This window comes from Alteromonas hispanica (assembly GCF_010500915.1).
Classification (GTDB): domain Bacteria; phylum Pseudomonadota; class Gammaproteobacteria; order Enterobacterales; family Alteromonadaceae; genus Alteromonas; species Alteromonas hispanica.
Genome location: NZ_JAAAWP010000002.1, coordinates 1 through 17,044, shown reverse-complemented (window position 1 = coordinate 17,044; position 17,044 = coordinate 1). Strand labels below are relative to the sequence as shown.

Sequence of the window (17,044 nt, the reverse complement as noted above, 5' to 3'; positions counted from 1 at the left end):
AGACAAGAGATCACAAGCGGCTGGCTCATGAAGCGGAGCAAGAGCGAATAAAAAAGAGTATCTTCACTTAGCGACACAGCAAAGTTCCCCCTAAAACCATCAACAATTACAAAAAAAAGCGCTACAGCCCTTTATATTCAACGTCTAAACTCACCATTAAAATCAATTAAACCTATAAAAAAGCCAAACTTAATCGTTTAAGTTAATTACTTTTAATGTATTTATCATCATATGGGCCAGATGTTGCAAAAAAGATTCATATTATAGAATAAAAAAACTTTTCCTTTTTTCTAGTCACGCCTAAAAAAAACAAAAAACCAATTAACTTCAATATCTTGCAAACTTAAATTCACATAAAAATGGAAATTGGCATATCGAATGCTGATAACACTTTGAAGGTATGCCGAGGAGCGGCTGCCTCTTTCATTGAAAAATAGGAAGCTTAATTATGATTCTGAAAAAACCTCTTACGAGTATTTCAGCCTCTGCTATCGTGGCATTAGGATTTAGTGCGTTTAATGTTGTGCATGCAGAGCCATCTGAGAACCCCAGAAAACAAATGAGCTATCCAGTTTGGGCAGACTATACCGACGCTTGGTCTCGAGAAGAAGCATCAAAAATTGCATTAAATGAAGATAATACATTGCCTTTACTAGATGAAATGCCTGTAGATATTGTTACTGACGAGGTGTGGATCTGGGATACGTGGCCAATGACTAACCTTGATACTCGCACAGTTAATTACAAAGGCTATAAAGTTATTTTCTCGCTCACCGCAGACAGAGACTTAGAATTTCCCCAACGACACTGGAGTGCTGAAATTGGCTATTCTATTTCTAGGGACGGAAAATCTTGGGATTACCAAGGTGACGTGTTCCCGGAAGAAGTCGATACTCCTGGGCTTCGCGAATGGGCAGGTTCAACAATTTTAGTGGGCGACACGGTTTACTTTTATTACACAGCCTCAGGTAGTGAAGGTGCAGGCCCAACAGATGCGGAATATTTTACGCAAGAATTAGTTGTAGCAAGTGCCACTATTTCTGCAGATTCAGACGGAATATCTTTCAGCGATTGGAGCGAACATAAAGTGATCGCGAAAGCTGATGGCGACATGTATCAAACGCTAGAGCAATCAAAAGCAGGCCCAATTATATACGGTTTTCGCGACCCCTTTGTTTTCAGAAATCCGCAAGACGGCCAAGTTTATATGCTGTTTGAAGGAAATAGTCCTGGTGAAGAAGTATCATGTGGTGTAGATGATGGCTCAGGCCCTGCTCCGGTTGTTCCTAGTCCGTATAATAGGGCAAACAATAGTAACGAGGCGAACAACACTCTGCCAGTAAGCCCTCAGGCAAAATACTATAACGGCAACATTGGTCTTGCTGCTGCAAAACAAGACAGTATGGAAGACTTTGAACTGCTTCCCCCCATTCTTCATGCTAACTGCACTAACCAACAGCTTGAAAGACCTCATGCAACCTTTTCTGGTGGCTTGGTTTATTTATGGACAATAAGTCATAAGTTCACCTTCTCGCCTGCGCTACAAGACAATGGCGTAGATGGTCTTTACGGATTTGTCGGCCCGTCAATTAGAAGTGACTACCTTCCACTAAATGGCAGTGGATTGGTGCTTGCGAATCCTCCTCAGAACAATGAGCAGGCTTACTCTTGGTATGTTATGCCCGGAGGTTTTGTTGAGGCTTTCTTAGACAACGTTCAAGGTGAATTTGCCGGTACATTAGCCCCAACTGTCAAAATGGTAACGAAAAAACACACACAAACGTCATTCGTGAATATTTTTGACGACCCGTTCATCAAATAACCCCAAAGAATAGGTATACTTAAAAAGGCGCTGGTTGCTGCAACCAGCGTCTTTTTTAGGTTTCATCAGTCCATCGAGTACTGTTTTTCCAATGCACTTAACCCTACGCCGTTTCGCTTGATGACTTTCAACTGAGTAGGAATGCGCTCTTTCATAGCTTCTATATGGCTAATAACACCTATCATTTTGCCGCTAGCATTTAGGTTATCCAGAGCGTCTAAGGCGACGTCTAGGGTTTCAGCGTCCAAGGTGCCAAAGCCCTCGTCTAAGAACAAGGAGTCGATACTTGTTTTATAACTCACTAAATCAGATAGAGACAGCGCCAACGCTAAACTCACCAAAAAGCTCTCTCCCCCAGATAGGGTTTTAGTATCTCGTAAAACATCGCCCTGCCATGTATCCACTACGCTTAAACCCAACCCTTCATTTTCTTTGCGAATTAACTGATAGCGACCGTGTAGCTTATCGAGCTGCTGATTAGCCAATACCACCAAGTTATCTAAAGTAAGACCTTGAGCAAAGCGCCTAAACTTGTCACCACTGGCTGAGCCGATTAAGGAATGCAAATACGTAATATCGTCGTAATAGGCATCAAACGTCGACATTTCATCGAGCAGCTGGCGCTGTTTGCTTTGCGCCTGCTCATTGGCATTCAGTTGCTGGGCTATCTGCCCTTGCGCAGATAACAGAGCATCTTTACGCTCTGTTTTATCTGCAATATCGTTTTCTACTTGCTGCGCGCCGAACTGCTCTAGGTAATGTTGCCACTGCTCGGCATTGTCGTTTGCGTTGAGTTTTTCGGCTTGTGCCTGAGCATTTGATAACAGCAAATCTGCGTGCTGCTGTTGATGAGATATTGTTTGTTTAAGCGCCACCAATTGTTCTCGCTCATTTTCATCAAGTAGAGCACGGGTAAATGCTGCCTCGTTTTTAAAAGGGCTTTTGGCTAATAAAGACCTAAAATCGCTATCAGCCTCTTGGTATTGCTGCTGCTTTTTATCTAGCTGCTCACTGAGCTGTTCCATTGCCGCCTCTAAACGGGACAACGCACTATTAGCACTCTCTTGCCTGAGCCTTAATGCTTCAAGCTGTTGTTCTCGTTGAGCTATTTGTTCGGCAACGGCTGAGCGTACTGTGTCAATATCTTGCTCTGGGAACACCTCTTGTCTTTTTGCCCTAAGTAAAGCCAGTGCGTCTTCGTGTTGTTTTGCGCTTTCTTTTGCTTCATTCAGCCGCTCTTGAAAACTTTCAATGGCGCGCGCGATGGTGGCAACGTCATCTTTAAACACATCAACACTTGGCGTTAACCGCTCTAACTCTTGCTGTTTTTCTTTAAATGTTTTTAGTGCGTTTGCTTGCTCAGATAGCCAGGTAGAGAGGCTAGCTTGCTCTGGAATTGCATGTCCAAGCTCAGTAATTGCGGCAGCTAGCTTTTGCTCTTTTTTCACTAACGCAGATTGCTTATGTTTTATTTCTTCGCCAAGCTCATTCGCTGTTGTAATAAAAGTATTCTGCTGCTGATTTAAGAGCTCATACTCATTTTTCGCTTGCGACACCGTCGCCATTGCTTGGTTATAGAGATGCTGCGCGTCAGCAAAATTTTTCTCTGTGTGCTCTATGGCTTTTATCTGACGCTGTAGCCATTCAATACGCTTTTTATAGGTTGCATCAAAAGCCGAAAAAGCGCCTTTGTCTTCTATTGCTATTTCGCTAAAACCAGCATCTACTGCAGAACTCACTACACCCTGCTGCTTTTGCCACTCTTGCTTTGCGTTTTCTAACTCCTCAGAGGTAGTTTCTTTTAGTTTTGTGGTTTGCACTAAAGCAAGCTCAGTATTAGCTAATGCATCTCTCGCTTTGGCTCCATCGAGCTCAATACTGTCCAACTGCCGCTGAAGTGCATCACGCTTTTGTACGGTTTCGGGCACGTCAATAATTACTGAGTCTTCGTTGTGATCCCTTGCCCCGCAGACAGGGCAAGGCTCGCCTTTTTTAAGTTGGGCGCGCAAGTGGGCTACTTCGTTATTCAGCGATATTAACTGCTCTGCATCTTTTAGGCGGGCCTTAGTAACTTGATACTGCGCCACCAAGTTTTTGCGTGCGGCCTGCTGCGCTTCTTTGGTGCTGTTAAGCTCTGCTTCTTGAGCAACGAGTTTATTATAGTTTTGTGAGAGTTCATCATGTTGCTTTTGCAAATGCTGACACTGAACCATGCTGTCCCAGTGCTTAAGCTTTACCGATACTTCATCGTTTAACTGCGCTTTACTGCCCTTTTCCGAGAGTGTATTTAAGGCTTGCTGGCATTGTTCGACGTTTTCCTTCAGCACATGATTTTCTTTATTCAGCACTTCAATTTTAACAGCCTGCTTGTTGGCCTGCACTGAAAGCTCATCGTATTGGCGAGCATTGCTTTCTTGTTTAGCTACTAACTGGCCAAGCAGCTTCTTTTCTGAAGCAATAGTTTGCGCTGACTCACTCCAACCACTAATGTGCTCGGCCATATCCCCTATTGATTTATTTTCTATAAGATAGCTGCTCAACACATTTTGCAGATTTTTCTTCTCTGCAAACTCTTCTTCTAAAGACGCTTTTCTCTGCTGATGCTGGTTAATAGACGCCGTTAACGCAGCAATACTGTTGTTTGACACAGCTAGCAACTCTGAAACCTGCGCTATTTTTGCGTCGATGGGCAATACATCGTTGCTGATCCGGTGTTCTAACTGTGCGCTTTTATCTTTTACCTCTTTGAGCGCTTGCTCTTCGCTAGCAAGGGCTTTTTGCGCTTCTTGTTTATTGGATTGCGTTAGAGGAAGCTGTTGTTTCTTTTCGTCTAATTGGGTTTGATAAGAAGCAATATCCTGTTGAAACGATACACACCGAAGATGTGGCGTACGCAATGTTTCGGCAGGTTCACTGCGCGTAAGCTTATCAAGCTTGTCTTTTGCCTCTTCATGCGCCTTTTGAGCAGCTGTTTTTAAATGCTGAGCTTCTTGTAACGCATTCCCATTTTCTTCAAGTGCCTCTTGCCACTGCTTTTGCTGGTGTAGCGCAGTTAATTCCTCGGTTAAAGCAACCACCTGCTTTTTGGTGTGCTCAAGTTCATCGGTTAACCCTTTGTGCTCAGACTCATTGAGTAGCGTTACACCTTCTAGCCGCAGTGCATACTCTTTCTTTTTTTGCTTAGCTTCAGAAAACTGTGCGTGAACCTCTTGAGAAATACGGCCATATATTTCCGTTCCCGTAAGCTCTTCTAATAACTCAGCTCGGTCGTTTTCATTGGCATTTAAAAACGCCGCGAAGTCGCCCTGAGATAACATCATAGACTTTGTGAAACGAGCAAAATTAAGCCCGGTGAGTCGTTCTATTTCGTCGCTTTTAGGGCGAACCTGAGTGGCTAATACTTTGCCAGTGTCTGCCTCGGCCAATTCAACATCGGCGCTTTGTAAATTACCGTCAGGCTTTCCACGCGCACGTCGCATGCTCCAAAACGCACGGTAGGCTTTACCTTTAATATCAAACTCTACCTCTGCTAGGCACTCTGCAGTACCGCGAGTCATAATGTCGTTAGAGGTAGAAGATATAGTGCCCAAGCGCGGGGTTTGGTGGTAAAGCGCTAGACAAATGGCATCGAGCAACGTGGTTTTACCGGCTCCCGTTGGCCCAGTAATGGCAAATAATCCATTATCAACAAAGGGCGATTGAGTGAAATCTATCTTCCACTCGCCTTTTAATGCATTTAGGTTTTTAAGTCGCAGCGTGAGTATTTTCACTTTGCTTGCTCCTTATTCGCGCCACTATTATCAGCACGATCATCAACACTAGTCTCAACAGAGGTGTCCATATTATCCTCATCGTTGCCATGCACTCGCTCTAACGCCTCAGAAAATAGTTGCTTCATTCGGTGTTTTCGAGAGGTGCCTGCAGATTCATCTCCCTCACCCTCGTTATTCTCATCGCACTCGTCGATATTTTCTAAAGCCAATCTTGCTTCAAAAACCTCTTCAACAGACAGCTCACTTAATTGCCTATTTTCACCCTCAGCTAAACTTTTAAAACGGCTCTTTTTCACCCGCTTCAGCTGCAGAATTTCAGCATTTTTTCCTTCAAGTAAGCTCTGAATACGCTGCTGTAAATCAGTTAAATAGTCTTGAGTTTCTACCTCAATGCACAACCAGACGGGTGAGAGTTCGGTGGCATCAGCAATAACACTGCTGCTGTTAATTTCAGCTTCTATGTGTTGTAAATCACCCTTGATGACTTCCATGGCTTGAAAGCGCGGTACGGGTAGAGGTGTGATAGCGGTTTGACATGCAGCAAACTCAACCATAACAACCTGCTTTTGGGTATTTAGTTCGTCGAAGCTAAGGGGAATTGGCGAGCCGCAATAACGTATATGCTCGGTTTTGGCCACTTTTTGTGGCCTATGGATATGCCCAAGGGCAATGTAATCAGCCGGTGGAAAACCACCCGCATCAAACCCTTCTAACGTGCCAATATAAATATCGCGTACGCTTTCCGATTGACTCACGCCAAGTGCGGTTAAATGCCCCGTGGCAACAATAGGAATAGTCTCGGCCAGCTGCTGCGTTTCTGCGGCAATTGAATTTCGAAGCTCGATGGCTTGCTGATAGAGCATTGCGTAGTGCTGTTTTATTGCCTCACCCAATGCATGGCGTTTATCTACCCCACTTTGTCCTGCAGCACTTGTTACTGCATCTTTAGGGCGAATGAACGGAACGGCACACAGTATTGCACCTACATTGCCCGCTCTATTATTCAAAGCTATAACCTGCTCGCTGCTGTTACCAAATGTGCTAGCAATAACGTGGCTATTGAGGTGCTTAAGCAGTGATTTACTCTCGTTAAGTACTGAAACCGAGTCATGATTTCCGCCAAGCACTATCAAGGTACATTGTGTGCCCTGCAATGCACCGATAAACCCATGATAAAGCTCTCTGGCATAGCTAGGAGGTGTGCCGGTATCAAACACATCGCCCGCCACAATAACTGCGTCTATTGCATGTTTTTCAACTTCGTTGAGCAGCCATTTGAGAAATGCGTCATGTTCATTTTTTCGGCTTTTTGTAAAAAAGCTTTGCCCTAAATGCCAGTCGGACGTATGCAATATTTTCATATAATTGAGGAACCAGAATGCGTTTGGAATGAATAAAGTGGCGTATATTGAACTCGCAAAGTACTTATAAACAGACTAGCCAAAAACTCATAAACCCAATTGCCAAGCTATTAAATACAAGCACTTATTTACAGAAACAAAAATTTCTTCGAACTATAGAGATATTCTACTTTTATAACAATGGTGCATATGAATTTGCAAGGCAATGGAGCTCTATGACCAACTGTGCATTTTTTCGCTTTCTGCTGGCAAGATGAATACTGACGAGAGATATTAGTGGGGAGTGCAAATAAAAAAGGCCGGCGTATTTGGCGCCAGCCTCTTCAATTTTATTGTGTTACTTATGATTCACGTTTCTTTTTATCTACCATTCTTCTTTCTACAAACATTTAGAAAAAGAGGTAAGAAACACTAAATCGTACGCTGCGCGGCATAATAAAACGGCCATTTGGCGCATCAGGATTACGCGGGTCGCCTTCGGTAATGCCCTGCTCATCGGTCAAGTTATCAACCGATAGTTGAAGGCGAAGTGATTCTGTTGGGTCTAATGTCATACCCACATCAATTTTTTCGTATCCTTCTAGCACAACCGTATTTTCGTTATTGCCAAAGCGGTCATCTACTGCTGACAGGGTTCCATAAACTGTTGCGTACATGTCACCAATGTCAAAATCGTAGCTTGGCGTTACTCGCACTTGCCAACCCGGCTGACGCTGGGCCTCATTACCTTCATTAGTCGCGCTTGCTGTAATTTCAGTTTCTTGCAAGGTGGCATTTACACTTAGTGAGAAACCAGAATCATGGCTATATCTACCATCTAGCTCAACACCATAAGCTTCATTAGTAAGAATTTCGGCTGGTGCGCCAGGTCTGCGTACAAAAGTATCACCTTCAACTTCGTTAGCAAAAGCAGTAGCAAAAAACTGGACGCTATCATTCATGAACTTATAACCCAATTCTGCTTGCGTAATTTCTTGGATAAGATCATTTCCGCCAGTGTATGCACCCCAGTTGTCACGGAAGTCATCAAAGTAAGGCATTTTGTACCCACGGTTAGTGCGAATGAAAACACCACTATTGTCATTTAAAGCGTAGTTCGCACCAAGTGTCCAAGACGTTTTCGTCTCATCGTACTCAAGGGCTTTAGTAATAGTGCCGTCGAGGCCTTCGTCTACCGAATAATTGACTTCGTGATTTTCACGGCGCAAGCCTAAGTCGATGCTTAGGTCTGTGGTAGCGTACCATTTACCCGTTGCATAAAACGCCATAGTGCTTGCGTCGCCTACAGAATTTATGTCGTAGTTAAATCCGCAGCCTTCAGCGTCACTATTACACTCAATACCGTCTAACAATTCGCCACCTGGTACTAATACGTGATAAGCCGTGTTACCTATGCTCCACCAGTCTTCAGATTTAGTTGAAGCACTGTAAATACCAAATGATGCATCGAAATCATCCCAGCTTTTCGACACAGCCAAATCGTTGGTAAAGGCTTCAATGTCTTTAAGCACAACCCAGCGACCTATTTGCTGAATGGGTGTATCTCCAGCATAGGTAGTGCCAGTCACAGCTCCAATGGCCGACTCACCATTATCTGCTACATCGGCGACAGTTACCGCAGCGCCATTAGGTACAAGACCAAACGTGTTCGCTTTACCTTTGGTTAGGTTAAAGCGGTCGATAAGAAACCAGTCATTACCTAGATCTAATTTTAGGCTACCTCCACTTACGTGACCGTCCCAGCCTCGCCCATCACCAAAATCAAACGCTTCGGTAGTATCGTCTGGCCCATAGGTAATGGTGGCTTGTCTGTTAAGTGGACCTATCTGGGTATAATTTGCATCAATACCATCTACATTAAGCGGCGTAGGTAAATACCAAGTACCACGGTCGTCAGTTTGACGGGTATATAGATTAAGCTCACCTTTATCGAACACTTTCGTAATGTTTACAGTAAACTGATTGCCTTGCTCTGAGTTAAAGCCAGCGTCTCTGATCCCTTCAGAACTTTTGATATAACCACCTACCATATAGTAGAGGTCATCAGCGAGTGCACCACTTGCAACTACGTCAACACGATTTAACCCGTAGTCTGAAACCGTATATTTAGCCATTGCCTCACTAGACTCGCCGCCGCGCTTCATTCTGAAGTTAGTTGTTAATCCAGGTTGGCCGTTACTCACAACAGGGTTAGGACCACCGCGCAAACCTTCTACCATTTCGATGGTTTCATCGATACGGAAAAGCTGAGAGTTCTCTAAAAATGAAAGGGTTGGCGCTGGATAAATAGGCGACCCATCAAGGGCAATAGTAAGGAACGGAGCATCGCCACCACCTGGAAAACCACGCACAAAAACATTGGCTCCAGACTCACCGCCAGAACTTTCAACCCAAACACCAGGAATGGCCTTAAACAAATCAGCGGTAGACTTAGGCGCTAATTTTTCTATATCGCTCGCGTCGATATTTGTAACGGCAAAGCTCGCGTCTATTTTTCTTATTCCAGCACCGCCCGGCGTACCACTTACTACAATCACTTCAGCGTTTTCTTTTGCGAGTTCTTTAGTAGTTTGCTCTGATTCTTGTTGTGCGATAGCAGGTTGTGCCAGCGCCACTGCAACTGCGCTGGCTAGCGAAGCTTTTGTAAACAACGTTTTCATGGTGTGTGCTCCCGAAAATGTTATATTGCGTTGTTAACTGAATGCGGGTAACACGTTTCAAAATTGTTACCTGCATCACGAATTGATAACAAAATAGATCTGTTTGCAAACGATTGCAAGAATAAAATGCAATCGTTTGCAATTTTTTAATAATCAAATCTCACTTTGATTTTCTTCGGCGTATTAGTGCGCTATATTGTGTTTAGCATGACGCACCACGCGTTACCGTTTGGCTATCAAACTGTTTTATTGATAGAAAACATGCAAAATGCTTTGCAAACTAAAAACCCAACAACAGAGAATCGTTACATTGACAGCTGAAACAAAACTAACGCTTGCTAGACTTGCCGAATTAGCTGGGGTTTCTACCTCTACTGCCTCAAGAGCACTCAAAGATAACCCGCTTATTAGAAAAGAAACTCGTGAAAGGATACAGGCATTAGCAATCGAGCATAATTTCAGTATCAATGCTGCAGCTAGCCGACTTCGCACTCAAAAAACCCATGTTATTGCTGTCATACTTAACTTAATCGATAACACTGAACAAAGTACAACCGATCCGTTTCTTCTCAAGTTAGTGGGTGAATTGAACCAAGCACTTAACGCTAAAGGGTATGAGTTACTTCTTTCTAACTCATTTATGGCCTCCGATGATTGGGCAAATTACTTCATTCGTAGCCAGAGAGCAGATGGCATTTTGGTTATCGGACAGGGAAAAACAACCGAAAAGATCGACCTTGCAGCCAAAAGCGGTATACCCATTGTTGTGTGGGGAGATACAAAAACTAAGGCGAGCTATCCAATAGTTGGTGGTAACAATTTTTTAGGCGGCTATGAGGCAACCAAATACTTGCTAGAACAGGGAGCAGAACAAATTTTGTTTCTCGGTGACTCAGAACACGCTGAAATGCGAGAGAGGTTAAGGGGGTATCAAAAGGCTCACGCTGAGTTCAATATTGAACCAGGCGTATCTCATGTGGGCGCTATTGATATTACATCAAAAACCGCCTATCAGTATATGAACCAGCGTATAAAAGCTAACGGGCTAGACTTCGACGGTATTGTTTGTGTGAGTGACATGGTAGCGCTTGGCGCAATAAAAGCCTTGAAAGAGCGCTATGTTGGTATTCCTAGTGACGTAGGAATTGTCGGATATGATGACATACCACTCGCCGAACTTATCCACCCTTCCCTAACAACAATAAGACAGAACACGCAGCAAGCGGCCGAACTCATGGTTGATCAATTATTATGTCAATTTGAGGGAAAGCCCGTAAATAACCAAGTTGTGGAAACATCTCTCATTGTAAGGCGCTCAACTAAATAAAAGCCGGCGCACGTAAATAGAGGCTATAGCGGCAAGAGGCATCCTCAGTCTGCTTGTCTACTGCGAACTTATTGAGGCATTTTATTTTCGAGCAACCGCCTTTTGCAAACGTTTGCATTTTTATTTTCTTCGCATTACACTCCAGCTTAATTAAGTTAACAGAGTGTTTACACATGTCTCGTTTTATGATTATTGCTGCCATTGCAGTGAGCTATTATGTGTTTGCCATACTGCTAAACAGTGTGGGCACCGTCATTCTCCAGTCAATTAATAGCTTCGATATCAGTAAACCTCAGGCTAGTACCTTGGAGGGGTTTAAGGATCTTTCTATTGCTATTGTGTCCTTCCTGATTGCAAGCGTTATTCCCCGTGTTGGATATAAGCTTGCCATGTTGTTTGGGCTTGCGCTTGTGGCTGTTGCTTGCTCACTCGCGCCATCGATAGCTAATTTTTTGTTTATTAAAATACTCTTCGCGTGCATAGGAACAGCGTTTGCGCTTGTAAAAGTATCTGTGTACGCCGTTATTGGACAGCTTTCCTCGTACACAAAAGCGCATTCATCATTAATGAATACTATTGAAGGCATATTTATGCTGGGCGTGTTATCTGGCTATTGGATATTCGCTGGTTTTATTGACCCCAATAACGACGCTTCACTTGCTTGGCTGAATGTCTACTACCTTCTCGCCACAATGGTGGCATTCACTTTCCTGATTGTAATGTTCGCTCCTATTGCGCCAGTGCAGTTGGCAAACGAATCAACAATCGCTAGTGAATTCACAAGTATGCTCAAGCTTGCCTATAAGCCGCTGGTACTCGTATTTATTTTTTCAATTTTTCTCTATGTGCTCATTGAGCAAGGCATTGGTTCGTGGTTACCCACCTTCAATAATGAGGTACTAGGCCTTCCTACACAAGTCAGCATTCAAATAACGAGTATATTCGCAATCGCGCTGGCAGTTGGGCGATTAACTGCAGGCGCAGTTCTTAGAAAAATGAATTGGTATCCTTTTTTAAATATATGCTTAGCAGGCATGGCTGTTGTAATGCTTATTAGCTTACCATTGGCCGAAACCAACGACATACAAACTGATGTGGCAAGTTGGAGTGATGCCCCCTTGGCTGCTTTTCTTATCCCCATGATTGGCTTAATGATGGCTCCAATTTACCCAGTTATTAACTCGGTAATGTTGAGCACACTGCCGCTAGCGCAGCATGCCCCCATGACAGGTTTAATCGTGGTATTTTCGGCATTAGGGGGAACAACAGGATCTATTATCACTGGGTTTGTCTTCGATGCCATTGGCGGACAAAACGCATTTTATTTATCGCTAGTCCCCATTGCCGCTCTTATGGCAACGCTCTTTTTCTTCAAAAAAGCATCATCTTCAATTTACCAACAAGGTGCACAATCATAATGACCTCGTCTTTACACAATTGGCGCGACAGTTTGGCATTTTTTTCAAGCGATCTGTTCAAACACGTGCAAATGGCATCGCTTTTTCCCGATAGTAAAACCTTTGCCGATGCGATAGTCAAAACGGACCTGAGCTTTGTTTTGGAGCAATATAAACAGGCGATGTTAGAGGCAAAAGACAATAGTACTCAGGTCAACTTGCGTGAATTTGTCAATACGCACTTCATTCTACCCGACGGTCAAAATGCTAATTTACAGCTGCACAGTCATGACATTACAAGTTATATCGCGAGCATGTGGGATGTACTCACGCGCACTCCCGATGTTCAAGACAAAGACAGTTTAATAGCACTGTCGAGACCTTATATTGTGCCAGGTGGCCGTTTTCGTGAAATTTATTATTGGGATAGCTTCTTCACAGCACAAGGTCTTGTAGATGCTGGGCGTACAGAAATGGCGGTAAACATGCTTGAGAACTTCGTTGATATTCTCAATGAAGTTGGCTGTATACCCAATGGCAACCGTGCTTATTATTATTCGAGAAGTCAGCCTCCTATTTTGGCATTATTTTATCAGCTGCTTGAAAAGCAACTCTCCTCTGAACAAAAGCAATATGTCATTGATGGTTTGAAAAAAGAATATGCGTTTTGGATGAAGGGAGCAGATAAAACCCTAACAGTTACAGGCAGTGCAAGTGCGCACGCCGTGCTCCGTGTAGTTCGTATGCCCTGCGGGGCAATATTGAATCGCTATTTCGATTCTGAAGCCACGCCTCGTCCTGAGTCTTTTCGAGAGGATATAGAGACTGCTAGTCATATTACTACCGATAGTGCGACGTTTTATCAGCATATTCGTGCAGCCTGTGAATCGGGTTGGGATTTTAGTTCTCGTTGGCTTAAAAATTCACAACAACTAGAAAGCATTCGCACTACAGAGCTCCTTCCCGTCGATTTGAATGCCCTTTTGGTCTCATTAGAGCAAACTCTAGCAATGGTTACAGATGGCAAAGAGCAGGCCTTTTACAGTGGTGCAGCGAAACAGCGTGTAGATGCGATAAATAACTATTTGTATAGTGATATCAAACAGGGATATTTTGACTTTCACTTTCCCTCTATGAAAAACACGAGTGTAGTGTCAGCTGCTATGAGCGTTCCTTTGTATGTGGGTATTGCCAGTACTGAACAAGCAAGCGTAGTTCAAAGCGTGCTTATGCAAAAACTGCTCAAAAAAGGCGGTATAGTCACAACAGAGAATACAACCTCTCAACAATGGGATTCACCAAATGGTTGGGCCCCACTGCAGTTTTTTTCTGCCCTGGGGCTAGAATCATATGGGTTCACGAAAGAAGCAAACGATATTATGCAACGCTTTTGTAATACTGTAGAAGACCGCTTTGCAGCTACCGGAGCCTTGTTGGAGAAATACAACGTCTGCACGCCGAATGAAACGGCTGGCGGTGGTGAATACGATGTTCAATTAGGCTTTGGCTGGACGAATGGTGTGTATACCTATTTCAAAAAAGCACTCAATGAGAAAAGTTAGGGTTTAGAAAGCCAAATAAATTTCTATCCAAACAATGGTTAAATTTTAGCTTTCGCTGAAGTTGCTATGTCATGCCCCAAAAGCTTATTTTTGGGGCATGATTTGCAGACGGCCATGGGAATCGCTCTAAGGCTTCAGACCAAAAATATTTCTTATCACTTATTACTGCGCACCATTTTTCACCACACTATTACTTTAGGTGCAGTTAGCATAATTTAGCTGTCAGCTATTTGCTTTAATCAGTTTTTATTAATATACAAAACAGTGTTTTACCACTAGTCTTTAAAATAGACTGAGTGGTCAGAGAATTGCATAGATAATTGCAACAACCTCCAACTAAGATTATAGCTTTGCCGAAGTAACATATAATATGGCACATAGGCGGCTGAAGCTGCACAGCAAAGCACAAATACCCAAGAAAAACAGTTGTGAATTGCTTACAGAATTATGACCCCAATCACTAAATTACAACATTAAACTCAATTATCAGTCTCATAGGAGATAGCTTTTGATAAATCGTATAAAGGTGTTTGTGTGCCTTTTTTTATACCTGCTGGTTTCGAGTATGCCCGCTGGAGCATCGAATACTTCATTGGTAATGTCCGATTGGTTTCGTGATTTTAAGCAGCAAGCCACGCCAGCACAGCTATACGATTTTCTGCACGCTATGCCAAAAGGCGGCGACATTCATCATCATCTTTCCGGTTCTGGTATGGGAGATTGGTGGTGGGATATTGCCACTAATTTAAACAAAAATGGCGGCTACACTTACTACACCAAAACAGACCTTTCTCTGTGTCGAGGATACGGTACTAACGAATTTGGCACTAACCCACAATTATTGCTGTTCCATACTGTTTCAACGTTGAGTTATGAAAAGCTTTCAACGTGTGAACAAGATAATTACACAGCGCTTAGCGAGCTAAACCAAAAACAAAAACAGGCATTTTTAAACAGCATAAAGTTAGATAAACCCCATGAAGGCAGAGATGAATTCTTTCAGGCGCACTGGCAACGCATGGGAGACATGCTGCAAAACCCATATATTTATGGCCATTTGCTGCTTAAAAATATGCAGGCTTATCAGCGCGAAAACGTGTTGTATCTGGAGACTCAGCTACAAATATCGCAAATGCGCTATCCTGATGGCACTCCATACACGTCAGATGAAGTAGTTCAAATACTAAGTGACACGTTAAAAAGTGATGCTGCAAAAAAAACCAATGTTACGGTTCGCTTTCAGCTCGCCCTGGTACGCTTTCTACCTGATGCTGAACAGCAATTAGAAAAAACCTGGGCGACTGTAAATGCGCACAGAGAGTTATTTGTTGGCATAAACCTGGTGGGAAGGGAAGACAATGACAAGGGATATCCTCTTCGTTTTTTGCCCACGCTGCGCAAGCTTCGAGCTAAATCTGAGGCAATTCCGCTTAGTATTCACGCAGGTGAGTCGGATGAGCCCAATACACATATTAAAGATACCTTATTGCTAGGTGCCGACAGAATTGGTCATGGATTTAACCTTATTGAAGACCCTGACACGCTATTGATGATGCGTAATGGACCGTACCTCGTTGAGATAAATCTTATATCAAACCTTTTATTAGAGTATACAAACTCCTTAGACACGCATCCCTTTCCAGAGTACCTACGAACAGGCGTACCTGTTACTCTTTCAACCGATGACAGAGGCATGTGGAGCAGCAACTTAACCGATGAGTATTACCTTGCTGTAAAGCACTTCAACCTGTCGTGGGAGGAATTGGTCGCGCTTAATAGTAATGCAATTAAACACAGCTTTATTGGTGAAGAAAAGCGTCAGGCATTGTTGTTAAAGCTAGAGCAACAAACCGAAGACTTTATAAACGAGCGGTTGAACAATACACCGCTACCCAATATTGAAAACCATTTTCCGTTTATTTGCAGCTACGACCCGCAGGTTTGCAATAAAACCAGTAAGCGTTAAAAGCAATAGAGCGCTGCGTACTTAACACTTCGATTTAGGCGGTGTTTTCGGTGTAGCAGCGCAAAACATTCCTTTTCATATTCATTTATCTATTTGGGGTTTAAATGAGGGTTTCAAAATCAAAGGCTACAAAAACACTCACAGTATTGATTACGCTAGCAAGCTGGTTGTTCTGCGCGCTAAGTGTTGCTGCATTGTCAGCAAATTCCGTAACTGGGAGTAATGATGATGTCGCACAACATCGCTTTAAAAAGATAGAAATCGATACTTCTGTGGCTAACCCCGCGCCTTTCATGATTCAAGGTCCAATGCCAATAGAGGCAGAATATTTTGCTGGCTTATTAACAGATGTGCGCATTGAAAAAGCAGGCCACGCTACTTTTTACCTTGGAAATCTCAATGGATATCCAATCGTTGTTGCGCAAACGGGAAAAGGGTTAGAAAACACTGCTGCCGCTACAGCAGTAGGTATAGAGCGTTACCACCCTGTAGCCATTATCAATCAAGGCACAAGCGGTGGTCATGATCCTACTCTCAATGTGGGCGATATTGTGCTGGGTAAGCGCGCAGTAAATGCTAGTAACTTTAAAACCCCGTTTAGAAAAAGAGGTGAAGGCTCTGCGCCATTGCAATGGTTACCTATGGATTTGCTGGCTTCACAAGGTAGCGCAGGTGAAGGCGACTCAGCGAAAGATGCCGAACGAATTCGCTATTATATGGGACACAAAGCCTTGCTTGATGCTGCACGAGAAGTAAAGCCAGAATACAAGCGAGGCAAAGTAGTAGAAGGCACTATAGCAAGCGGTAACTTTTGGAATAATGAACTAGATAGAATTGCATGGCTGCACGAGCAATTTGGTACTAGTACAGAAGAAATGGAAACCGCAGCAGCGGCGCAGATAGCTCATGGCTACGGTGTTCCCTTCCTAGGCGTTAGAGTGCTATCGAATAACCTTACCAACGAAGGCCACTACGACCCATCGACAGCAAAAGGCTGCCAACAGTTCGTTAAAGCCCTAATAGAAAACCTAATAGAAAGGGGGTCAGAACCTGAGGGATCCCCACGAATTTAATTCCATGTGCTTCCGGCCCATGCACTGTCTACTATGGAGCTGTACCATTTGAGTGCAGCTTTCCACTGTCGCATGGTAAACCTTATTCGGCAAGCAATAGCTC

Annotated in this window: 9 protein-coding genes; 6 read left to right on the top strand and 3 right to left on the bottom strand. The window is 43.5% G+C overall.

Features of this window, described 5'->3' with window-relative positions; translation table 11 throughout:
• Window positions 1–448: 448 nt before the first annotated feature.
• Entirely contained in the window at window positions 449–1,822 is a 1,374-nt protein-coding gene (locus GTW09_RS03010; RefSeq protein WP_163110000.1) for a glycoside hydrolase family 68 protein, read from the top strand.
• 65 nt (window positions 1,823–1,887) lie between these two features.
• On the opposite strand, the gene GTW09_RS03005 is transcribed toward GTW09_RS03010, so the two are convergent.
• The 3 genes from GTW09_RS03005 to GTW09_RS02995 all read right to left on the bottom strand — a co-directional run bounded on the left by GTW09_RS03005 (window position 1,888) and on the right by GTW09_RS02995 (window position 9,616).
• Window positions 1,888–5,592 (bottom strand): AAA family ATPase, encoded by a 3,705-nt coding sequence (locus tag GTW09_RS03005; RefSeq protein WP_163109998.1) that lies wholly within the window; start codon window positions 5,590–5,592, stop codon window positions 1,888–1,890.
• Window positions 5,589–6,956 carry an exonuclease subunit SbcD gene (gene sbcD, locus GTW09_RS03000; RefSeq protein ID WP_163109995.1) on the bottom strand — a complete coding sequence of 456 codons (1,368 nt, stop codon included), beginning with the start codon at window positions 6,954–6,956 and terminating at the stop codon, window positions 5,589–5,591. Before sbcD ends, GTW09_RS03005 begins: the two co-directional genes overlap by 4 nt.
• Window positions 6,957–7,345: 389 nt before the next feature.
• The gene (locus GTW09_RS02995; protein ID WP_071978401.1) at window positions 7,346–9,616 is read right to left on the bottom strand and encodes a TonB-dependent receptor; all 2,271 of its coding nucleotides are present in this window, start codon (window positions 9,614–9,616) and stop codon (window positions 7,346–7,348) included.
• Between the two features lie 301 nt (window positions 9,617–9,917).
• Here GTW09_RS02995 and GTW09_RS02990 point away from each other — a divergent pair, with 301 nt between their 5' ends.
• From GTW09_RS02990 to GTW09_RS02970, 5 genes are all read left to right on the top strand, one after another.
• Window positions 9,918–10,943 carry a LacI family DNA-binding transcriptional regulator gene (locus tag GTW09_RS02990; protein WP_083595351.1) on the top strand — a complete coding sequence of 342 codons (1,026 nt, stop codon included), beginning with the start codon at window positions 9,918–9,920 and terminating at the stop codon, window positions 10,941–10,943.
• Window positions 10,944–11,116: 173 nt separating this feature from the next.
• Window positions 11,117–12,361, top strand: coding sequence for an MFS transporter (locus GTW09_RS02985; protein ID WP_239059263.1), 1,245 nt, complete (start codon window positions 11,117–11,119; stop codon window positions 12,359–12,361).
• Entirely contained in the window at window positions 12,361–13,902 is a 1,542-nt protein-coding gene (locus tag GTW09_RS02980; protein ID WP_163109993.1) for a trehalase family glycosidase, read from the top strand. The genes GTW09_RS02985 and GTW09_RS02980 overlap by 1 nt, the downstream gene beginning before the upstream one ends.
• A gap of 508 nt (window positions 13,903–14,410) precedes the next feature.
• Window positions 14,411–15,868 carry an adenosine deaminase family protein gene (locus GTW09_RS02975; protein WP_239059262.1) on the top strand — a complete coding sequence of 486 codons (1,458 nt, stop codon included), beginning with the start codon at window positions 14,411–14,413 and terminating at the stop codon, window positions 15,866–15,868.
• Window positions 15,869–15,972: 104 nt separating this feature from the next.
• A complete protein-coding gene (locus GTW09_RS02970; protein WP_163109991.1) occupies window positions 15,973–16,941 on the top strand; it encodes a 5'-methylthioadenosine/S-adenosylhomocysteine nucleosidase in 969 nt (322 codons plus the stop codon).
• The last annotated feature ends 103 nt before the right edge of the window (window positions 16,942–17,044 follow it).